Raw genomic sequence first — 21,309 nt, 5'->3', positions numbered from 1 at the left:
GCGGGGCGCTCCGGTGCTACGCGGCCTTTGCCTTCGTCGCGTACATGTCGACGTACTCCTGTCCCGACAGCTGCATGACCTCGGCCATCACCGAGTCGGTCACGGCCCGCAGCACATAGCGGTCGCGGTCCATGCCGTCGTACCGGGAGAACTCCATCGCCTCGCCGAACCGGACGGTCACCCGGCCGGGCCGCGGCATGCCCTTCCCGCCCGGCTGCAGCTTGTCCGTGCCGATCATCGCGAACGGCACCACCGGTGCCCCGGTCATGAGGGTCAGCCGGGCGATGCCCGTACGGCCCCGGTACAGCCGGCCGTCGGGCGACCGGGTGCCCTCGGGGTAGATCCCGAAGATCCGGCCCTCGTCGAGGACGCGACGCCCCGTCATCAGGGCGGCGACCCCACCGCGACCGCCGTCACGGTCGACCGGGATCATGCCGACGCCGGTGAAGAACCACGCCATCAGCCGCCCCTTGAAGCCCTTGCCGGTGACGTACTCGTCCTTGCCGATGAAGAACACCTGCCGGTCGCAGACCAGCGGAAGGATCATCGAGTCGATGAACGTGAGGTGGTTTCCGGCCAGAATGACGGGTCCCGTCCCGGGAATGTTCTCGGCGCCCTCGACCCGTGGCCGGAACATCAGGCGCATGATCGGTCCGAGCACTGCCTTGATGAGCGCGAAACGGGACAACGGGCCCTCCGGGGTCAAGGAAGTCTGTGCAGGTGAGGACGATACTCGCGCCGCCCCGTGCATCGCACACCGGGTTCACCCAGTGGTTACATGGTGTTGATCGGAAGTTGCGGTACGTCGCATCGCTGTCATCTAGCTATCACGTGACGGGCGGTCATGCGACATCATCCGTCGCACGACGGGCCACGATGCGCCGAACCGGCGCGTCGCGGCCGACGGCCATGCGGCATCTCCCGGCCGTTCCGGCCCGGGTATCCCTCCTGTCACCTCGGCCCGCCTACGATCGTTCTGCTTGGCAGGTACAGGGCGGGAATGGGAGGAGTGTCCATGGCCACGCAGGGGTCCGACGAGCAGGGGGCGCGCATGGTTCCGGGCCGGCGCGCGGTGCTGGGGGCCGCGGTCCTCGGTGCGGGCGGTACGGTGCTGGGAGCCCCCGGCGCGGCGAGCGCCGACCAGCGGCAGGCGACTGCCGGGCGGCACGGCGGGGGCTACCGGGACCTTCCCACGCCGACCGTCATCGGCCACCGCGGCGCCAGCGGCTACCGGCCCGAGCACACGCTCGGCTCCTACCAGCTGGCCCTGGACATGGGCGCCGACGTCATCGAGGCCGGCGACCTCGTGCCGACCAGGGACGGACACCTCGTCTGCCGTCACGAGCCCGAGATCGGCGGGACCACGGACGTCGCCGCGCACCCGGAGTTCGCCGACCGCAGGACCACCAAGACCCTCGACGGGGTTCCCACCACCGGCTGGTTCACGGAGGACTTCACGCTCGCCGAGCTGAAGACCCTGCGTGCCAAGGAGCGCATCCCGGGCAACCGCCCCCACAACACCCTCTACGACGGCCGCTGGGAGATCCCCACCTTCGAAGAGGTCCTGCGCTGGGCCGACGAACAGTCCAGGAAGCGCGGCAAGCAGGTCTGGATCTACCCCGAGACCAAGCACCCCACCTACTTCCGCAAGCTCGGACTCGGCCTGGAGGAGCGTCTCGCCAGGATCCTGCGCAGGTACGGCAAGGACCGCGGGAACTCGCCCGTCATCATCCAGTCCTTCGAGCCGACCAGCATCCAGCGGCTGAGCAAACTCGTCGACAATCCGCTCGTGGTGCTCCTGTCCACGGCAGGCAGCCGCCCCTGGGACTTCGTCGAGGCGAACGACCCGCGCACCGTGGCCGACCTCGTCAAGCCCGAAGGGCTCGCATGGCTCGCGTCGTTCGCCCAGGGCATCGGCCCCACGCTCGACCTGATCATCCCCAAGGACGCGAGCGGCAGGCTGACCACGCCGACCACGCTCGTCGACGACGCGCACGCCGCGGGCCTGATCCTGCACCCGTACACGATGCGCAACGAGAACACCTTCCTGCCGGCCGACTTCAGGAAGGGCACCGACCCGAACGCCTACGGCGACGCGTTCGGAGCCTTCCGGACGTACTTCGCCACCGGCATCGACGGCGTCTTCAGCGACAACGCGGACACGGCGCTCCTCGCCCGCGCCGACTTCCTCGACAACGGCTGAGCGGCCGCCCCCGTCGACCACCGCGGGGCCCGGGCCCGGTGCCGGACCGCGCACCGGGCGAAAGGGCGCGCCGGCCCCGACGGGCGTGCGACCGCGCGCCCGTTGGGAGGAGAACCCACGCCCGATGGGAGTAATCGACCGCCGCCCCGGCAACCCCCCGCCGGGGCGGCCGCGTCCCGCCGGGCATGAACCCCACTCGGACCGGACACCGACCGACCGCCCATGAACCCTCCGCGCACGTTCCGTCCGCCCACGAACCGGCCGCACAGGGGCCGGGCACAGAGGGACCGGACGTGCACGCACCACCGGCGCACGAACCGTCCGCACACGGACCGGCGGCGCGCGAGCCGTCCCCGAACGGGCCCACGGCTCACGGGCGGTCCCCGTACGGGCCGACGACGGCCTACGGGCCGACCGTGGACGATCTGGTGGGCGCCCTCCGTCCCCTGCTCACCGCCGAGGCCGCCGCCGAGGCGAGCGGGAGCGGCGCCGACCCCGGCGACCTCGAACAGGCCGTATGGCTGCGCCTGTTCGAACGGTTGCACGTGGACGACCCGCCGGCCGACCCGGAGCGCTGGCTGCGCAGGGCCGTCCGCTCGGAGGCGCGTCGCTGCCGCCGCACCACCCGGCGGGAACGGCCGTACCCGGTCGAGCCGGCCGCCGATACCCGCCATGGCCCGGAGCAGCTCGCCCTGACGGCCTGTCGGCGCCGCAGCCTGCACGCGGCCGTGCGCCGGCTGCCCGGCCGTTGCCCCCGTCTCCTGTCGGCACTTCTGTCACCGCAGGACCTCACCTACCGGGAAATCGCAGGAGAGTTGGGTATGTCACAGGGAAGTCTCGGGCCGGAACGTTCCCGTTGCCTGGGATGTCTGCGCAGAATGCTCGCGGCGGAGGTTGCAGCTCCTGAACCATGGGGAAAGGAGCGATAGACAACCGGTGGACGGGTGAGCGGGAGGCATGCGCACATGGGCATGAGCGTGACCATCTCAGCGGCGACCGACGAGGATGCCGAGCAGATCTTCAGGCTGCAGTACCTGTGCTTCCAGAGCGAGGCCGCTCTCTACGGGAACTACCGGATCGACCCGCTCGTCCAGACCCTCGACTCGGTCCGCGGCGAAGTCGCCTCGGACTGCGTGTTCGTGGCCCGGCTCGGCGACGAGGTCGTCGGCTCGGTGCGCGGATCCACGGACGCCGACGGCACCGCGGCCATCGGCAAGCTCTGCGTCCACCCCCGCCTGCAGGGCCACGGCATCGGAGCCCGCCTGCTGCGCGCCGCCGAGACGGCGCTGGGGAGCGAGCGCGGCGCCAAGAAGTTCCGGCTGCACACGGGGCACCGCAGCGAGGGCAACCTGCGCCTTTACCAGCGCGTCGGCTACGTGGCCGTGGGCAGCACGACCGGCGCGGACGGCGTCCGGTTGATCGTGCTGGAGAAAGAGGCCTCGGACCAGTCCTACGCGGCGACGGCCTGACCGGAGCCCTTGCGCCGGGGCGCTGACGGACCGGTTCGGCAAGGTCACGCCGGACCGGTGCGGCAAGGATCCGCCGGGCGGGTACGACCACGGCCCGACGGCGCAGGTGCCGACCGCGGTGCGGTGTCCATGACGGGCTTGGCGCCCGGGACGGCCCCGCCCCCGCACGAGGGCAGGGGCGCACGGCGCTCAGGCGGCGGGCGCCTCGCGCCGGGCACGGCGCAGCCACATCGTGGCGGTCACCGGAAGCAGTACCGGAATGAACAGATAGTCCCGCCCGTAGTACGACCAGACGGTGGCGTCCGGGAAGGCGGACGGCTCCACCAGCGTCCAGGTCCCCACGACCAGCACGCCCGCGAGCTCGGCGGCGCAGCAGACCAGCGCGGCCCTGCGGGCGGTCTCCCCGCCGCGCACGAGCGAGTACGTGATGAAGCCGTAGACGACGCCGGCGACCGCGGAGAGCGAGTACGCGAGGGGGGCGCGGTCGAAGTCCGTCGCGATCTGGAAGACGGAACGCGACACCGCGCCCACGACCATCACGCCGTACAGCCACACCAGCAGTGTGCCGGGGCCGCTGATCAGACGGGTGCGCTGCTGCTTCCCGGATGTCCCGGTGACCGTGTTCTCCTCGGCCGCCGTCATCTCAGCCTCCCCAGATGTCGTAGAGCCGTACTTCCAGCACGGCCAGCACCACACCGCCGGCCGCGGCGGTCACCGAGCCCCAGCGGGTGCGCTCGGCGAGCGACATGAATCCGGCCGCCGGGATGCACGCCGCGGCGCCCAGGAGATAGGCCACGAAGATCGTCGTGCCCTGGTCGGGCTTCTCGCCGCGCGTCAGCTGGACGACACCGACGACCAGCTGGACGACGGCGAGCAGGGACACCACGGCCATACCGATGAAGTGCCAGTCCTTGGTGGGCTGGTCGCGATAGGCGGCGAAGCCGCACCACGCGGCGAGCACGAGCGCGGCCAGGGAGGTCGCGACCGTCAGGGCATCAAGCATGCCCGCGAGCCTATTACGGTGCGAAAGGCCCGAGGTGCCCGGCCCCGTGGGACCAGGCAGGTCGTGGCCTTGGCCACACCGCGCGGTCCCCGGCCGCCGCATGAAGGGGCCCAGGGCCCGTGGGCGTCCACGGGTGTCCGCAATGCGGACAGCGATGTCGGGGTTCGAGCCGACGTCTGCTTTACTTGCCCGCATGACCACGACGAGCAGCCGCATCCTTGCGACCGAGGCGATCACGACGCCCGGTGCTCGTTGTATGTGTCGAATGTGCGCCTTCTGAGGGCCCCTGCACCGCCTGAGCCGCGCGCCCCGAAGCGACGGCCCCGCGCACACGCTTCTCCCGGTTCCCCGTGGTGGCGACTGATTCCGACCAGTTCCACCGCCTTGCGAGAGCCGTGCCGCGTTCCCGACCGAATGCCCCGTGCCCGGTGCTCACAAAGCGCCGTGCGCACTCGACAGTGACGGAAACCAACGTGATCACCACAACGGGCCTGACGAAGGTCTACCGTTCCCGTGCCCGGGAGGTCACCGCCCTGGACGGCGTCGACCTCCATGTACGCGAAGGCGAGGTGTACGGCGTCATCGGACAGAGCGGCGCCGGAAAGTCCTCGCTCATCCGCTGCGTCAACCTCCTGGAGCGCCCCACCGGCGGGACCGTGACCGTCGACGGCCAGGACCTGACCGCCCTCGCCGGACGCGGCCCGCGCGCCGGCAAGGCGCTGCGCGAGGCCCGCAGCCGCATCGGCATGGTCTTCCAGCACTTCAACCTGCTGTCCTCGCGCACCGTGCAGGACAACATCGAGCTGCCGCTGGAGATCCTCGGCAAGTCCGGGCAGGAACGTTCCCGCAAGGCACTCGAGCTCCTCGACCTGGTCGGTCTCGCCGACAAGGCCAAGGCCTACCCGGCCCAGCTCTCCGGCGGCCAGAAGCAGCGCGTCGGCATCGCCCGCGCCCTCGCCGGCGACCCCAAGGTCCTGCTCTCCGACGAGGCCACCAGCGCCCTCGACCCGGAGACCACCCGCTCCATCCTCCAGCTGCTGCGCGACCTCAACCGTCAGCTCGGTCTGACCGTCCTGCTCATCACGCACGAGATGGACGTCGTCAAGACCATCTGCGACTCGGCCGCCCTGATGGAGAAGGGCCGCATCGTCGAGTCCGGCACCGTCGCCGAACTGCTCGCCACGCCCGGCTCCGAGCTGGCCCGGTCGCTCTTCCCGGTCGGCGGCGAGGCGTCCGGCGACGACCGGACCGTGGTCGACGTGACCTTCCACGGCGAGGCGGCCACCCAGCCGGTCATCTCGCAGCTGTCGCGTACGTACAACATCGACATCTCGATCCTCGGCGCCGCCATGGACACCGTCGGGGGCAGGCAGGTCGGCCGGATGCGCATCGAACTGCCCGGCCGCTACGAGGAGAACGTCGTCCCCGTGGGCTTCCTGCGCGAACAGGGGCTCCAGGTCGACGTGCTCGGCCGTGAACAGGTGTCCGTGCTGGTGAAGGAAGGTGCCAAGTGACCTGGTCCGAGATGCAGCCCCTGCTGTCCCAGGCCAGTTGGGACACCCTCTACATGGTCGGCTGGTCGACGCTCATCGCCATAGTCGCCGGACTTCCGCTGGGCATCCTGCTCGTCCTCACGGCGAAGGACGGCCTGCTGCGCAACGGCCTGGTGAACAAGGTGCTCGGGCAGGTCGTGAACATCGGCCGCTCGATGCCCTTCATCATCCTGATGGTCGCGCTCATGACCTTCACGCGCTGGGTCACCGGCACCACCATCGGCCGCGAGGCCGCGATCGTCCCGCTCGCGATCGGCGCCATCCCCTTCTACGCCCGGCTCGTCGAGACCTCCGTGCGCGAGGTCGACGGCGGTCTCGTCGAGGCCGTCCAGGCCATGGGCGGCAGCACCTGGAAGGTCGTACGCAGCGTCCTCGTGCCCGAATCGCTGCCGTCCCTGATCTCCGGCGCCACCACCACGATCGTCGCCCTCATCGGCTACTCCGCGATGGCCGGCACCGTCGGCGCCGGAGGCCTCGGGGACATCGCCATCCGCTACGGCTACCAGCGCTTCGAGACCGGTCTTATGTGGATCACCGTGGCGATCCTCGCGGTCGTCATCTCCGTGATCCAGTTCGGTGGCGACTACACGGCCCGCGCGCTGCACCGCCGCGGCGGGGGCTCCGGATCCCCCCTGCTCTTCCGGCCGATCCGCGGCGTCCTCGCCGGCACCGTCGCCGCGGAGGCCTCCAAGACCAGCTGAACCACCCCGGCTCAGCCCGACCCACCCTGCTCATCCCCGCACACCCCCGCGGGGCTGCACCACCCTAGGAAAGGCACTTTTCGTGCGTAACACCGCCAAGATCACCACCGCCGTCCTCGCCGTCGGAGCCCTCGGCTTCGGGCTCACCGCCTGCAACGGCTCGGACTCCGGCAAGGCCGACGCGAGCAAGCCGCTGGTCGTCGCCGCGACCCCGACGCCGCAGGGCGAGATCCTCGACTACGTCAAGACCCACCTGGCGAAGAAGGCCGGTCTCGAGCTCGAGGTCAAGGAGTTCACCGACTACGTCACCCCGAACACGGCGGTCCAGCAGGGCGAGGTCGACGCCAACTACTTCCAGCACAAGCCGTACCTGGACGACTTCAACAAGAAGAACGGCACCGACATCGTGCCGGTCCCGAACGCGACGGTCCACCTGGAGCCGCTCGGGGTCTACTCGCAGCACGTCAAGAAGCTCGCGGACCTCAAGAAGGGCGCGACCGTCGCCCTGCCGAACGACACCACCAACGAGGCCCGCGCGCTGAAGCTGCTCGAGGCCAACGGCGTCATCAAGCTCAAGGCCGGCGTCGGCTACGACGCGACGCCCAAGGACATCGCGCAGAACCCGAAGAACATCCAGTTCAAGGAGCTCGAGGCCGCCCAGGTGCCGCGCTCCCTGCAGGACGTCGACGCCGCGGTGATCAACGGCAACTACGCCCTCGAGGCGAAGCTCAGCCCGGCCAAGGACGCCATCGCGGCCGAGACCGCCAAGGGCAACCCGTACGGCAACTTCCTTGCCGTGAAGAAGGGCAACGAGAACGACCCGCGCGTGAAGAAGCTCGCCAAGCTGCTCACCTCGCCCGAGGTCAAGAAGTTCATCGAGGACAAGTACAACGGCGCCGTCGTCCCGGCGTTCTGACCGACGGCGCGTCAGCCGCACTCCCGGGCCCGCGCGTTCGCCGCGGACCGTCGACGGAAGGCCGTGCATCGACCGCACCACGGGGTCCCCACCCTCACCAGGGGACCCCGTGGTGCGGTTTTGTGCTCCCATGCTGCATGCTGGGGCACTCACCAGACCTGACACCTCGAAGGTTTTTCGACGGCAACGGAGCGGCGCATGACGACCACCTTCCCCGACATCTCCATCAGCACGGAGCGGTTGGTGCTGCGCCCCTTCGAGGAGGCCGACGCGCCCGAGCTGGCCGAGATGATGAACGACGAGCTGGTCGCGACCTGGACAGCGGTGCCCCAGCCCTACACCGAGGCCGCGGCCCGCAACTGGATCACCGGGTATGCGCCGACCGAACGCTCGGCGGGACGCGGCCTCGACTTCGCCGTCACCGAGTTCCTCACGCAGCGCCTCGTCGGGGTCGTCCAGCTGAGCAACACCGACTGGCGGGTGCGCTCCACGGAGATCTCGTACATCGTCGCCCCCTGGGCCCGCGGCGAGGGCTACGCCTCCGAGGCGGCGCTCGCCGTCGCCCAGTGGCTGTTCAGCAGCCAGCGGTTCGAGCGCCTGGAACTGCGCACCGCGGCCGACAACACCGCGTCGCAGCAGGTCGCCCAGAAGATCGGCTGCGTCAGCGAGGGTGTGCTGCGCGGCGCCTGCATAGCCCGCGCCCGGACCGAGGACGGGGGCTGGGCCGACGTGCGTACCGACTTCATCGTGTGGAGCCTGCTCCCCGAGGACCTGGAAGGCGTCTCGGACCAGCTCGCCGACGCCGGCGGCTTCACCGCGTTCTCCGACTGGAGCTGACCCCCGACCGGGGGGGGCGCCCCTGCCCGCCACCGATCGCGCCGCCTGCGTCGCACACCGAGTGGGCTCGCCCCCGACGCCCACCGGCCGGTCCGACCGAGCCCCCCACCGGCACGGCCGACACCGCCGGTCACCGCCCGAGGCGCATCGTTCAGATCCAACGGGTACGCTCACGGTGCCCACCCGCCCGTCGACCACCGCCACGCTGCGCGAGAGCGCTCCACGCGCGCCGCTCGGGCCGTGGCTGCTGCGCTGTGCCCCCTGACGACCTGCGAAGACCTCCAGGAGACTGACGACGATGGCCGACCGGGTCACGGTGATCGGCTGGGACGGTTCGCCGCTCACCGAAGCGGCGCGCGCCGCGCTGGGTGCGGCCACCCTCGTGGCCGGCGCCGGGCACCATCTGGAACTCCCCGAGGTGCCGGCCGCCGCGGAGCGCATCCGGCTCGGGAGCGTGGGCCTCGCCGCCCGCCGCATCGCCGGGCACCGCGGCAGCGCCGTCGTCCTGGCCGACGGCGACCCGGGCTTCTTCGGTGTCGTGCGCACACTCCGCGCCCCCGAATTCGGCCTCGAGGTGGAAGTGGTGCCCGCGGTCTCCTCGGTGGCCGCCGCGTTCGCCCGCGCCGGGATGCCCTGGGACGACGCACGCGTCGTCGTCGCCCACGGCCGCACCCTGCGCCGCGCCGTCAACGTCTGCCGCGCCCACGCCAAGGTCGCCGTCCTCACCTCGCCCGGCGCCGGGCCCGCCGAGCTCGGACTGCTCCTCGAGGGAGTGCACCGCACCTTCGTCATCTGCGAGGCCCTCGGCACCGACCGTGAGCAGGTGACCGTCGTCACCTCGGACAAGGCGGCCGACCACACCTGGCGCGACCCGAACCTCGTCATCGTCATCGGCGGGGGCTCCGGGCCCGCGTCCGACGGCGGAAGCTGGCTCGCGGGGGGCGAGACGAGCCAGGGCCCCCGCGGCTGGGCCCTGCCCGCCGCCGCGTACGGCGCCGAGCCGCGCGAGTCCGAGACCGACCTGCTGCGCGCCGCGCAACTCGCCCGCCTCGGGCCCCGCGTGGGCGACCTCGTCTGGGACATCGGCTGCGGCGGCGGGGCCTTCTCCGTCGAGGCCGGCCGCTTCGGCGCCGCAGTCATCGCCGTCGACCTCGACGCGGACGCCTGCGCCCGCACCATGGCCGCCGCCCGCGGCTACGGCGTCCAGCTCCAGGTCGTGCACGGCACCGCCCCGCACGTCCTGGAGGACCTGCCCGAACCCGACGTCGTGCGCGTCGGGGGAGGAGGAGCGCCCGTCGTCTCGGCGGTCGCCGACCGCAGGCCGGAGCGCATCGTCACGCACGCCGCGACGCGCGACGATGCCGAACTCATCGGCCGGGACCTGACGGAGCACGGCTACGAGGTGGCCTGCGCACTTCTGCAGTCCGTGGAGCTCGACACCCGGGCCTGGTCGGAGAAGGAACGGACCGTCGGATTCCTGCTCTCCGCGCAGCTCCCCGACCGCGCCCCGTGATCGGTACGCGAAGGCACGCGCGGTAGGCTGGCCGATCGTTGTACCGCAGCCGGGTATGCCGGAGCTTCGTCACTCGATGAGTCCTTAGATGTCCGGAGAACACGCCCGTTCCGGGGCGGATGTGGTACGGCAGAACCGGAGGACGCGCAACGTGGCGCAGTCCACAGCGGGCCGTCGCGGAATCAGGGTGCCGTGACACCGGACCGACCGGGACAATGCCTGTTGAGGCCTGTGTCGCCGGTCCGTTCGTGCCGCACGGCGCGCCCGCTCGTTCTTCATGACGGGCGGTCGGTGCGCCGCTCCGGGCACAGGGACCTCTCCGGCCGATGGCCGGGAGCGGTCGAAGAAGCACTAAACCGATGGGCGAGGGGTACGCATGACCGACACCGGCCAGGTCCCGGGCGAGGGACTGCCGGAGAACGCAGGCGAGGGGGTACCTCCCGGGCCCGTCGAGGGCTCGGGGGCGCAGCAGCCGGGCGTCCAGGCACCCGGTGCGTACACCTACCTCGAGCCCTCCGCGACGCCCACCGAGGAAGACGACCTGCTGTTGATGCCGGGCGCCCAGGGCGCATGGACCGAAGGTCCGGGCCCGCACGAGACGGCCGGCCGTGACACCGGGTCCGTCGAACTCGGCGGCGGACAGGCGCACGTGCCGCCGCACGCCCAGAACCCCGGCCCCGCCCGTCGTCCGCTGCACCTCGGCCCGCCCCTGCCGGACGGGGCGTCCAGCCCCGTACGCTCCCTCGCCGACCGTGGCCCCGCCCGCCCCGCGAGCACCCCTGCGCCCGGCCCCGAGTACTTCGACGCGGCTCCGGGAACCCCCTGGGGCACAGCGGATGAGACCGCCCCCGTGACCCCGGTCCAGGACCGGGCCGGGCAGGGCCCCGGGCTGGACGGTGTGCCGCCCGTGACCCCCGAGTCCGCCGCCCAGCACGTGATCGCTCGCGTTGCCGGGATTGCGTCGGACGGAGCCGTTCCGCCCGTGCCCGAAGGGGCCTTCGTGCCCGGCGCCGAGGGCGCCGCACAGGCACCGCAGCAGGGCGACGCCTCCGGGCAGTTCCCGGTCGGCGGTGCCGCGCAGGTTCCGCAGGCCGCCGACGTGTCCGGGCAGTTCCCGGCCGCGGGCGCCGCCGCGCAGCCGCAGACCCCGGACGCGGGCCCGACGCCCCACGTCCCCGAGGGCACCGCGCCCACCGCGGACGAGGCCGGAGTACCGGTTCAGCAGACGCCCGCCGACCTGCCGCTCGCCGGCGAGACCCGACCGGTGTCCGTCTCGCCGGACGCCCCGGGCGTGGGCGACGCCGTGCCGGCGCAGGCCGGCGCCGAGGCTCCGTCGGCGCAGACCGCGGAAGCCGCTGTGCCCCCGCACGCCGCCGCCCCGCCCGAGGGACTTCCCGTCACCGAGCAGGCCGAGGCCCCGCATGCAGCCGACGCCGCTCCGCAGGACCAGGCAGTCGACGCCCTGCAGGCCGAGGCCGCCGACACCGAGCAGACCCGGGGCCAGGCCGTGGACGCGGCCGGCGCCGCGCAGCAGCCCCCGAGCGTGGACGAGGCCGGAGCCACGCAGGCCGTGGAGGGCGTCGAGCCCGCCGGGGCCCTCGACGAGGCGCCGCTCCCGGACACCGCCGCTGCCGAGCCGGAGGCCGTCGCCGGCTCCCTGACCGCTCCGGCAGCGGAGGCAGCCGCTCCTGCCCAGGCCCCCGAAGCGGCGCAGACCCCGCCCCCCGTGGCGGAGCCGCAGGTTCAGCAGTCCGCGCCCGCCGAGGCACATCCGCAGGTCGTCGGTGAGGCCGCGTCGCAGACCGGCGAAGCCGTGGTCCATCCCCAGGCCGTCGCCCCCGAGTACCAGCCTGTGCCGGTCGGTGTCGCCCACACGGTGGCCGCGTCCGGCCCGGCGTTCGTCGACGGCGCCGCGTCGTACGAACCCGTCGCGGCCCAGCCCGAGTTCACCGCCGTACCGCCGCACGCCGCGCCCCGGGCCGACGGCGCGGTGGGCATGGCACCGGAGGCCCACACCCTGGGCAGGTTCGTGCCCGTCGAGGGCTTCGTGCCGACCACCCCGCACCTCGCCCCGACGCCCCCGCACGCCCTGAGGCTGCCGAACGAGGGCGACGCCATGGTCCCGGACGCACCGCAGGACGCCGTCGTGCCCGAGGCGCAGCCCGAACAGGGCCTGCCCCTCGCACCGGACAGCACCCCGGCCGCGGGCACCCCGGCCGCGGACGACGTGGCACCGGGCGCCGCGGCCACCGCCGCGCCGGCCGACCTGCCCGCGCCCGCCGCGCCGGGCGACGCCCCGCTCGGTACCGCACCCGCCGACCAGGGCCCGCCGACGCCCGAGGCCGCGCACGGCGACGCCTCCCTCGATGCGGCCCCGGCCGAGGCCGTGACCGCCCCGGTCGCCCAGGAGGCCCCGGCCACCCCGGAAGCCCCGGTCGCCGCTCCGGACCAGGATCCAGGGGCGCCCGCCCCGGCTCCCGAGCAGGAGATCCCCGCACGGGCCGAGCAGGAGATCCCCGTACGGGCCGAGCAGGGGCTCCCCGCACCGGAGCCGACCGCTGCCGCCCCGGCCCCCGAGCCGGAGGCCGCCGTCACCGTGCCCGCGCCCCGTGACGGCGACGACCCGGCGCCCGCCGCCGGCGGGACCGAGGCCGAGGAGCCCGAGCCCGTCCTCGCCCAGGACGCCGAGAGCCTCACCACCCAGGAAGCCGACGACGATGACGCCCCGGAGGTGCTCGTGACCGCGCAGGACGCCCCCGCCGAACCCGTCGGCACCCCCGCCCCGGGCTACGCCGACGCGGAACGCGAGGCCGTTCTGCGCGTGATGCGCGAACGCCGCGACATCCGCAACGGCTTCCGCGACGACCCCATCCCGCACGAGGTGCTGCTCCGCGTCCTGGAGGCCGCGCACACCGCGCCGTCCGTCGGCCACTCGCAGCCCTGGGACTTCGTCGTCATCCGCTCCGCCGAGACCCGCCGCACCATGCACGAGCTGGCGATGCGCCAGCGGGACGCCTACGCCAAGTCGCTTCCCAAGGGCCGCGCGAAGCAGTTCAAGGAACTGAAGATCGAGGCCATCCTCGACACCCCGGTGAACATCGTCGTCACCGCCGACCCGACCCGTGGCGGCCGGCACACCCTCGGCCGCCACACCCAGCCGCAGATGGCCCCGTACTCCTCGGCCCTCGCCGTCGAGAACCTGTGGCTCGCCGCCCGCGCCGAAGGCCTCGGCGTCGGCTGGGTCAGCTTCTTCGACGAGCGTGAGATGGTCCGCTCGCTCGGTCTTCCCGAGCACCTGGAGGTCGTCGCCTACCTCTGCGTGGGATACGTCGACGAGTTCCCGGACGAGCCCGAGCTGATGCAGGCCGGCTGGTCCAAGCGGCGCCCGCTGTCCTGGGTCGTCCACGAGGAGACGTATGGCCGCCGTGCCCTGCCCGGCGAGGAGCCGCACGACCTGCTCGCCGAGACGGTCGCCGGGATCCGTCCGCTCGACGCCAAGGCGCTCGGCGAGGCCTGGGAGCGCCAGAAGCGCATGACCAAGCCGGCCGGCGCGCTCGGCATGCTGGAGATCATCTCCGCGCAGCTGTGCGGCCTGTCCCGGATGTGCCCGCCGCCGATCCCGGAGCCCGCGGCCGTCGCGATCTTCGCGGGCGACCACGGGGTGCACGCCCAGGGCGTCACCCCCTGGCCGCAGGAGGTCACCGGCCAGATGGTCGCCAACTTCCTCGGCGGCGGCGCGGTCTGCAACGCGTTCGCCAACCAGGTGGGAGCCGAGGTCTGCGTCATCGACGTGGGCGTCGCCTCCGACCTGCCCTCCACCCCCGGTCTGCTGCCCCGCAAGGTCCGCGCGGGGACGAACGACATGACGACGGGGCCCGCCCTGACCCGCGAAGAGGTCAAGGCCGCCATCGAGGTCGGCATCGAGACGGCCCGGGACCTGGTCGCGGCCGGCAACAAGGCGCTCCTCACCGGTGAGATGGGCATCGCCAACACCACGGCGTCCGCCGCCCTGATCTCCGTCTTCACGGGCACGGACCCGTCCGAGGTGACGGGCCGCGGCACCGGCATCAACGACGAGACGCTGGCCCGCAAGACCGAGGTGGTGCGCCGCGCCATCGAGCTCCACCAGCCGGACCCGGCCGATCCCATCGGTGTGCTGGCCGCGTTCGGCGGCCTGGAACACGCCGCCATGGTCGGCCTGTTGCTGGGCGGTGCCTCCCTGCGCACCCCGGTCATCCTCGACGGCGTCAGCGCCGGCGCGGCCGCCCTGGTCGCCCGGGCCATCGCCCCCGAGGTGCTCGCCGCCTGCATCGCCGGTCACCGCAGCGCCGAGCCCGGTCACGTGGCCGCTCTCAAGAAGCTGGGCCTGCGCCCCCTCGTCGATCTCGACCTCCGCCTCGGCGAAGGCACCGGTGCGCTCCTCGCCCTGCCGATCGTGCAGAGCGCGGCGCGGGCCATGCACGAGGTGGCGACCTTCGACTCGGCGGGCGTCACCGAGAAGTAGAGGCCCCGGCGCGACCGCACGGCCGGCGTCCGGTACCCCGGTTTCGGTCAGGGGTGGGACGGGGGAGAAGACCCCCGCCCCACCCCGGCCGTATCGTTGACCCGCATCCTTGAACACGCACGTCAGGGCAGCTCCAACGCCGCAGCGCCCACTCGCATGAGGAGCCGCACCTTCATGGCCGAACACTCGCAGCGCCCCGCTTCCGCGGGCGCCACGCCGCACGCCGCACATCCCGCCTATCCCGTGGGCCTGCGTCTGGCCGGCCGCCGCGTCGTCGTGCTCGGCGGCGGCCAGGTGGCCCAGCGACGGCTGCCTGCACTGATCGCGGCAGGCGCGGACGTCCTGCTCCTGTCGCCTTCGGCGACCCCGTCCGTCGAGGCGATGGCGACCGCGGGTGAGATCACCTGGGAGCAGCGGCCCTACCGGGCCGGCGATCTCGCCGACGCCTGGTACGCCCTGATCGCCACCGACGACCCGGCCGCGAACGCGGCGGCCTCCGCCGAGGCCGAGGCGCACCGCGTCTGGTGCGTCCGCTCCGACGACGCCGATGCCGCCACCGCCTGGACCCCGGCGACCGGCCACAGCGAGGGCGTCACCGTCGCGGTGCTGACCACGGACGTGCAGGGCCGCGACCCGCGCCACACCGCCGCCATCCGGGACGCCGTGGTCGAGGGCCTGCGCGACGGCACCCTCGTGGCCCCCCACCACCGCACCCGCACCGCGGGCGTCGCGCTCGTCGGCGGAGGCCCCGGCGACCCCGACCTGATCACGGTCCGCGGCCGTCGGCTGCTCGCCGAGGCCGACGTGGTCATCGCCGACCGGCTGGGCCCGCGCGACCTGCTCGCCGAACTCCCGCCGCACGTCGAGGTCATCGACGCGGCGAAGATCCCGTACGGCCGGTTCATGGCGCAGGAAGCCATCAACAACGCGCTGATCGAGCATGCGAAGGCGGGCAAGTCGGTGGTCCGCCTCAAGGGCGGCGACCCCTTCGTCTTCGGCCGCGGTATGGAGGAGGCCCAGGCACTCACGGAGGCCGGGATCCCGTACACCGTGGTCCCCGGCATCTCCAGCTCGATCTCGGTCCCCGGCGCCGCGGGCATCCCGGTCACGCACCGGGGTGTCGCCCATGAGTTCACCGTGGTCAGCGGCCATGTGGCACCCGACGACGAGCGGTCCCTGGTGGACTGGGCCGCGCTGGCCGAGCTGCGCGGCACCCTCGTGGTCCTGATGGGCGTCGACAAGATCGGGGCGATCGCCCGGACGCTGATCGAGCACGGCAAGTCCGGGGACACCCCCGTGGCCCTGGTCCAGGAGGGCACCACCGCGGCGCAGCGCCGGGTCGACGCGACCCTGGCGACCGTCGAGGAGACGGTCCGTGCCGAGGAGGTGAAGCCGCCCGCCGTCATCGTCATCGGCGAGGTGGTCACCGTGGGCCCGGACCCGGCTCCCGCCCCGCCCACTCCCGGTGACGCCGATGACCCGGCGTAACCACGGGTAACCCAGCTCGTTCCAGCCGTTGGCACCACACCCAGGACAAGGCAGTATCACCCTGTGGCCGATCTCATCACCATCGACGACCCCGACGACCCGCGCCTGCGCGACTACACGGGTCTGACCGACGTCGAGCTGCGGCGCAAGCGCGAGCCCGCCGAGGGACTGTTCATCGCCGAGGGCGAAAAGGTCATCAGGCGCGCCAAGCAGACCGGGTACGAGATGCGCTCGATGCTGCTCTCGTCCAAGTGGGTCGACGTCATGCGCGACGTCATCGACGAGGTGCCCGCACCGGTGTACGCGGTCACCCCGGATCTCGCCGAGCGCGTGACCGGCTATCACGTGCACCGCGGAGCCCTCGCCTCCATGTCGCGCAAGCCGCTGCCCGCGGCCGGCGAGCTCCTGAAGACCGCGCGCCGGGTGGTCGTGATGGAGGCGGTCAACGACCACACCAACATCGGCGCGATCTTCCGCTCGGCCGCGGCGCTCGGCCTGGACGCGGTGCTGCTCTCACCGGACTGCGCCGACCCGCTCTACCGCCGCTCCGTGAAGGTCTCCATGGGCGCCGTCTTCTCCGTTCCGTACGCGCGCCTGGAATCCTGGCCGAAGGGGCTGGAGGGCGTACGCGAGGCGGGCTTCGCGCTGCTTGCGCTCACCCCCGACGAGAAGGCGAAGACCCTCGACGAGACCGCGCCCCACCGTATGGACCGCGTCGCACTGATGCTCGGCGCGGAGGGCGACGGCCTGTCCCGGCAGGCTCTCGTCGCCGCCGACGAATGGGTCCGCATCCCGATGGCCCACGGCGTCGACTCGCTCAATGTGGGCGCCGCCGCAGCCGTCGCCTTCTACGCGGTCACGGCGGGCCGGCCTCAGGTCTAGGGGGCGTCTTGCCGATCATGCCGGGCTTGCGGGGCTTGGCACGCACATCTGCGGCGTTGTCGTCGGTCGCCGACTCCCCCACGCTCGGCTGCGCTCGCGCGGGGGGACCCCCATCGCGTCGACTCCCTCCTCCGCCTTGCAGCTGCGCTCGGCATCCGGAGGATGAATCGAAGAGCCGAGGCGGAGAGAGCGAAGCGAACGCAGCGCACCAGGCCCCGCTCCCTGATCCGGCCCGATCGACAAGACACCCCCTAGGGGGTCGGTCCCGGCGCGGACCGCTGCGAACAGGCCGATGCGGGCGACGAGCAGAGGGGCGATCCGGGCTGCGACAGGGCCGGTCCTGGCTGTGGCCGGCCGCTCCCGGGGGTGACCGGCGGCGGGTGGGAACACGCCGGACAGGCCGGGGTCGACTCCGTTCCGGCAGCCGACTCCTCCTGGCCGCCTGACGACGGGACCCTCCGGGTCGACGTCGGTGGCGGAGCGGTCCGCCCGTTACGCGAGGCGTCCCGACGGCGAGAGGTCCCGACCGACGGCCGGAGCGACCGCACCGTCGAACGGGGCCGGCGCGGACCCCGCCCTTCCGCCGAGCCCTCGGGCCGGCCCCTGACACCCCTGCGCCGCGGCGATGCCGAGGGCGACCAGGAGCGTCACCACCACGAAGACGAACAGCCGCTGCCGCAGCAGGCGCGGATTCGCGGGCCGCCGCCCCGCCCCCGTGCGCCCGGTACCCGTCGTCCGCGGCGCCGGGCGCCCGGCGCCGCTGCGCGGACCGGTCCGGGGGCCGGACCGTGTGTCGCGCGACCCGGTGGAGCGCAACCCGGGCCGGGAGCCGGAGGGCCGCGGAGGGCGGACGGCTTCGGCGTCCGCGTGCGGCGGGGGAGTGCCCTGCGCACGGCGCTGGGTGCGCTGCTCCGCGTAGCTCTCCGCGAGCCGGCCCGTCGGCCGGTCCGCGTCGCCGCGCGGCGCGGGCGGCCGCGGGTCGGCCAGACCCTGCGACTCGCGCGCAGCGATCTCCTTGAGGCGGAGGGAGAGTTGGAGCGTGCTCGGCCGCTCGTCGGGGTCCTTGGCGAGGCACGCCCGCAGCAGCGGAGCCAGGGCGTCCGGTACGCCGTGCAGCTGTGGCTCCTCATGGACCACGCGGTACAGCATCACCTCGGAACTGCCGTGCCCGAAGGGTGAATCCGCGGTGGCCGCGTACGCCAGTGTGGCGCCCAGCGCGAACACGTCCGTCGCCGGCGTCACGGTGGCCCCGCGCACCTGCTCGGGCGCCAGGAAACCGGGGGAGCCGACCGCCGTACCGACGTGCGTCAGCGTGGATGCCCCGGTCGCCCAGGCGATGCCGAAGTCGATGATCCGCGGCCCCTTCGGGGACAGCAGGATGTTCGACGGCTTGAGGTCCCGGTGCACGACACCGGCCTCGTGCACCGCGACCAGCCCTTCCGACAGTGCGGCGCCGACGGCGGCGACGTCGGCGGCCGACAGCGGTCCCTCCTCGGCGACCTTGTCGTGGAGGGAGGGCCCCGGAACGTACTGCGTGGCGAACCACGGCCGGTCCGCCTCCAGGTCGGCCGCGACGAGCCGCGCGGTGCAGCCCCCACGGATCCTGCGGGCCGCGGACACCTCGCGCGCGAAACGCGACCGGAACTCCTGGTCCTCCGCCAGGTCCGGCCGGATCACTTTGAGCGCGACCCGCTGGCCACGACGGTCGGAGCCGAGGTAGACCACACCCATCCCGCCCGCGCCGAGCCGTCGGTGAAGCCTGAACGAGCCGACGACACGCGGGTCCTCGCGCCTCAGGCGCATCATCGCCATGTTCATCCCCGCTGCCCGGTCCTGCTGACGAGCCACAGCTTACGTTTCCACGGCCGGGAGCGCGCAGAGGCCGCGCCCTCGTGGGCCCATCGATTGTCAGTGCCGGGTACGGAAATTGAAAAGTGGTCAGGGGGCGGGCGAGCGGGGCGCGTTCGCAGCGGTGCCCCCTCCAACCTCCCTCAGGGGCAAGGGGATTGGATCGATGCCGGATGACCGCCTCCGGACGGCCGTGCCCCGCGGGCGGGCGGCTCGGACGCACCGGGTGGTGGCCCGTCGTGCGCGCGGCCGGACGCGGACGGCGGTACGCGGGGGACAGGCGGAAGTGATCGAAGTCACGTTGCGTGGGCGGCGTCCGCACCCTCCCCGGGCGGAGAGAAGGCGCGCGGGGTGTAGGGCCGGGTTAACGCGAACGGAGTACCGGGCACCGCGCGTGGGGCGGCTCCCTGCCTCGTGGGTGGTGACGCCGAGGATGCGGCGGCACGAGTCGACCCCTCCGGGAGGACCCCGATGCGTGGGCCGTCGTCTCCACCCAGGGGAGTAGGCCGACGTGCTCCGCTCATCCTCCGGGAGGCCCGGCAAGCGGTACGAGGGCATGACGACCGGTGCGCCGCCCAGGCCTAGATTCGAGGTCAAGCGGCGGGTGCAGCACTCGTCCCCCGAGGTCCGACACCCGCCGCTGTTCGGAACACGACGTTCCACCGAGATTTCGGTCAGGAGAGGGACCATGGCGGACACGGCACCGCGGACGGTGATCCGCACGCACGGGCGCAGGGCGTACGCCTCGTTCGGTGCCCGCCGGTCCGGCACCCGCCACCCCCTGGTGGCCACGGTGATGGTCCTCCCCCTGGCGGCCCTGCTCGTAGTCGCCTTCGGCGGCTGGGACGCAGTGGTCACACAAGCGTCGTCCGTGGGCGTGATGCTGGGGCGCTGAGCGGCGCCCCAGGCCCGGGAGAGCGGCCCGGGCGGGGACATCCGGCCTGTAGACCCCGTGGGGACGGGGGTGCGGCGGACGGCAGGGCCCGCGCAGCTGGGGAGCTGCGCGGGCTGCTTTTTTTGGCCCCCGGACCGGCGCAGCCCCGTGGTCCCGGCCGGCAGCGAATCGTGGACCCTGCCGGCAGCGACCCGTGGTCCGGACCGGGGGCAGGACGGTGGCGACCGGGGCAGGCCGGAACGATCCGCGCGGCACCCGGGGCACGGGCGGCGAGATACGCACCGGGTGGACGCCGCCGGCGCTGTTCCCGGCGGTTGTGTGCGGTGCTGTCCGGTGGCGCGCGGCGTGCCTTCGGGCACCGCGGGGGCGCGTCGCCGTTGTGTGGGTGAGGGGTGGGGGCTGCGCCGCGTAGGCTCGCCGCGCAAGCCGACGCACACGTACGACTGGTAGGGGATCCGCCGTGGCCGCAGACATCCTGGACGCTCTGCGGGCGCGGGCGTGCCGCGCGGCCCATGGCATCCACGGCGGTGCAGCCGCCGCCGTCGGCGCGGCCCCGGCCTCCTCCTCGTCTCCTGCGGGCGTCGCTCCCGGGCGCGGTGACGGCTGCGGCTGCGAGGCGCCCGGCCATGTGCTGGCCGACCGAGACGACGCCACGGTGGTCCGGCACGGGGACGTCGTCGCGAAGGCCCATGCCCCGGGCACCGACGCGGCCGAGCTGACCGCGCGCACCGCCGTCGCCGCCCACCCGGCGCTGAGGGGCATCCTGCTGCCGCCGGTGAGCCCCCACCCGACCCGTCTCGACGACCGGCCGGTGACCCTGTGGCCGCACGGCAGCCCCGTCGACCCCCGCTCCCCGGAGTCCGCACCCTGGGAGGAGGCCGCGACGCTCCTCGCCCGGCTGCACCGCGTCCGCCCGGACCAACTCCCGGCTCGCCTGCCCGAGATGCGCGGCCCGGCCAAGGCCGCCCATGCCGTCGCCAGGCTCCGCAGGACCGGGCCGCATCCGGCGGCCGCGCCCGTCCTGCGGGCCTGGTCCGGGCTGCCCGCATGGGCGCGTGCGGCAGCCCCGCTGCCGGCACCGACGGCGTTGTGCCACGGGGATCTGCATCTCGGACAGCTCGTACGGCACCCCGCGGGCACCGGCCCCTGGCTGCTGATCGACGTCGACGACCTGGGCCTCGGCGACCCGGCGTGGGATCTGGCCCGCCCCGCGGCCTGGTACGCGTGCGGGCTGCTCGGGCCCGAGGAGTGGGCCCGGTTCCTGGCCGCCTACCAGCGGGCCGGCGGCCCCGCAGTCCCCGCCGAGGGAGACCCCTGGTCGGCCCTGGAGGTCCCGGCGCGCGCCCTCACCGTGCAGACCGCCGCCCGGGCCATCACCAAGTCCGTCATCGCGCGCCGGGACCTGGACGACGTCGAGTGCGCGCTCGTCGACGCCTGCCGTCGAATGGCTGCCGTCCCCACGGAGTTGGCTCCGGGCATCACGAAGTAGGGTGCATC

At 73.4% G+C, this 21,309-nt stretch carries 17 protein-coding genes; 13 read left to right on the top strand and 4 right to left on the bottom strand.

Annotation, left to right across the window (positions count from 1 at the left end):
• Positions 1-16: 16 nt before the first annotated feature.
• Positions 17-688, bottom strand: a complete 672-nt coding sequence (locus ACWCP6_RS11250) for a lysophospholipid acyltransferase family protein (protein WP_450932116.1) — start codon at positions 686-688, stop codon at positions 17-19.
• A 327-nt stretch (positions 689-1,015) separates the two neighbouring features.
• Between ACWCP6_RS11250 and ACWCP6_RS11245 the strand changes: the two genes are divergently transcribed.
• The 3 genes from ACWCP6_RS11245 to ACWCP6_RS11235 all read left to right on the top strand — a co-directional run bounded on the left by ACWCP6_RS11245 (position 1,016) and on the right by ACWCP6_RS11235 (position 3,672).
• Positions 1,016-2,203: a glycerophosphodiester phosphodiesterase gene (locus ACWCP6_RS11245; RefSeq protein ID WP_450932115.1), complete on the top strand. Its 1,188-nt coding sequence runs from the start codon at positions 1,016-1,018 to the stop codon at positions 2,201-2,203.
• A gap of 416 nt (positions 2,204-2,619) precedes the next feature.
• The gene (locus ACWCP6_RS11240; protein WP_450932114.1) at positions 2,620-3,132 is read left to right on the top strand and encodes an RNA polymerase sigma factor; all 513 of its coding nucleotides are present in this window, start codon (positions 2,620-2,622) and stop codon (positions 3,130-3,132) included.
• Between the two features lie 36 nt (positions 3,133-3,168).
• Entirely contained in the window at positions 3,169-3,672 is a 504-nt protein-coding gene (locus ACWCP6_RS11235; RefSeq protein ID WP_450932113.1) for a GNAT family N-acetyltransferase, read from the top strand.
• A 189-nt stretch (positions 3,673-3,861) separates the two neighbouring features.
• On the opposite strand, the gene ACWCP6_RS11230 is transcribed toward ACWCP6_RS11235, so the two are convergent.
• Positions 3,862-4,314 carry a hypothetical protein gene (locus ACWCP6_RS11230; protein WP_450932112.1) on the bottom strand — a complete coding sequence of 151 codons (453 nt, stop codon included), beginning with the start codon at positions 4,312-4,314 and terminating at the stop codon, positions 3,862-3,864.
• Position 4,315: 1 nt separating this feature from the next.
• Positions 4,316-4,675, bottom strand: a complete 360-nt coding sequence (locus ACWCP6_RS11225) for a hypothetical protein (RefSeq protein ID WP_450932111.1) — start codon at positions 4,673-4,675, stop codon at positions 4,316-4,318.
• Between the two features lie 473 nt (positions 4,676-5,148).
• Here ACWCP6_RS11225 and ACWCP6_RS11220 point away from each other — a divergent pair, with 473 nt between their 5' ends.
• From ACWCP6_RS11220 to ACWCP6_RS11185, 8 genes are all read left to right on the top strand, one after another.
• The gene (locus ACWCP6_RS11220) at positions 5,149-6,189 is read left to right on the top strand and encodes a methionine ABC transporter ATP-binding protein (protein WP_450932110.1); all 1,041 of its coding nucleotides are present in this window, start codon (positions 5,149-5,151) and stop codon (positions 6,187-6,189) included.
• Positions 6,186-6,929 carry a methionine ABC transporter permease gene (locus ACWCP6_RS11215; protein WP_450932109.1) on the top strand — a complete coding sequence of 248 codons (744 nt, stop codon included), beginning with the start codon at positions 6,186-6,188 and terminating at the stop codon, positions 6,927-6,929. Before ACWCP6_RS11220 ends, ACWCP6_RS11215 begins: the two co-directional genes overlap by 4 nt.
• Positions 6,930-7,011: 82 nt before the next feature.
• Positions 7,012-7,845: a MetQ/NlpA family ABC transporter substrate-binding protein gene (locus ACWCP6_RS11210; RefSeq protein WP_450932108.1), complete on the top strand. Its 834-nt coding sequence runs from the start codon at positions 7,012-7,014 to the stop codon at positions 7,843-7,845.
• A gap of 198 nt (positions 7,846-8,043) precedes the next feature.
• A complete protein-coding gene (locus tag ACWCP6_RS11205) occupies positions 8,044-8,682 on the top strand; it encodes a GNAT family N-acetyltransferase (protein WP_450932107.1) in 639 nt (212 codons plus the stop codon).
• A gap of 298 nt (positions 8,683-8,980) precedes the next feature.
• Positions 8,981-10,195: a precorrin-6y C5,15-methyltransferase (decarboxylating) subunit CbiE gene (cbiE, locus tag ACWCP6_RS11200; RefSeq protein WP_450932106.1), complete on the top strand. Its 1,215-nt coding sequence runs from the start codon at positions 8,981-8,983 to the stop codon at positions 10,193-10,195.
• A 376-nt stretch (positions 10,196-10,571) separates the two neighbouring features.
• The gene (gene cobT / locus ACWCP6_RS11195) at positions 10,572-14,699 is read left to right on the top strand and encodes a nicotinate-nucleotide--dimethylbenzimidazole phosphoribosyltransferase (RefSeq protein ID WP_450932105.1); all 4,128 of its coding nucleotides are present in this window, start codon (positions 10,572-10,574) and stop codon (positions 14,697-14,699) included.
• A gap of 174 nt (positions 14,700-14,873) precedes the next feature.
• On the top strand, positions 14,874-16,187 hold the full coding sequence (gene cobA, locus ACWCP6_RS11190) for a uroporphyrinogen-III C-methyltransferase (RefSeq protein ID WP_450932104.1): 1,314 nt from the start codon (positions 14,874-14,876) through the stop codon (positions 16,185-16,187).
• A 63-nt stretch (positions 16,188-16,250) separates the two neighbouring features.
• Positions 16,251-17,069 (top strand): TrmH family RNA methyltransferase, encoded by an 819-nt coding sequence (locus ACWCP6_RS11185; RefSeq protein ID WP_450932103.1) that lies wholly within the window; start codon positions 16,251-16,253, stop codon positions 17,067-17,069.
• Positions 17,070-17,561: 492 nt separating this feature from the next.
• Here ACWCP6_RS11185 and ACWCP6_RS11180 read toward each other — a convergent pair whose 3' ends face one another.
• Positions 17,562-18,887 (bottom strand): protein kinase domain-containing protein, encoded by a 1,326-nt coding sequence (locus tag ACWCP6_RS11180; RefSeq protein WP_450932289.1) that lies wholly within the window; start codon positions 18,885-18,887, stop codon positions 17,562-17,564.
• A gap of 718 nt (positions 18,888-19,605) precedes the next feature.
• Here ACWCP6_RS11180 and ACWCP6_RS11175 point away from each other — a divergent pair.
• Both ACWCP6_RS11175 and ACWCP6_RS11170 read left to right on the top strand, forming a co-directional pair.
• A complete protein-coding gene (locus tag ACWCP6_RS11175) occupies positions 19,606-19,812 on the top strand; it encodes a hypothetical protein (protein ID WP_450932102.1) in 207 nt (68 codons plus the stop codon).
• 460 nt (positions 19,813-20,272) lie between these two features.
• Positions 20,273-21,301: an aminoglycoside phosphotransferase family protein gene (locus ACWCP6_RS11170; protein ID WP_450932101.1), complete on the top strand. Its 1,029-nt coding sequence runs from the start codon at positions 20,273-20,275 to the stop codon at positions 21,299-21,301.
• Positions 21,302-21,309: the final 8 nt, after the last annotated feature.

The sequence above is a fragment of the Streptomyces sp. NPDC002004 genome (assembly GCF_053593975.1).
The sequence above is the reverse complement of the archived record's forward strand: the minus strand, read 5'-3'. Positions and strand labels throughout refer to the sequence as shown.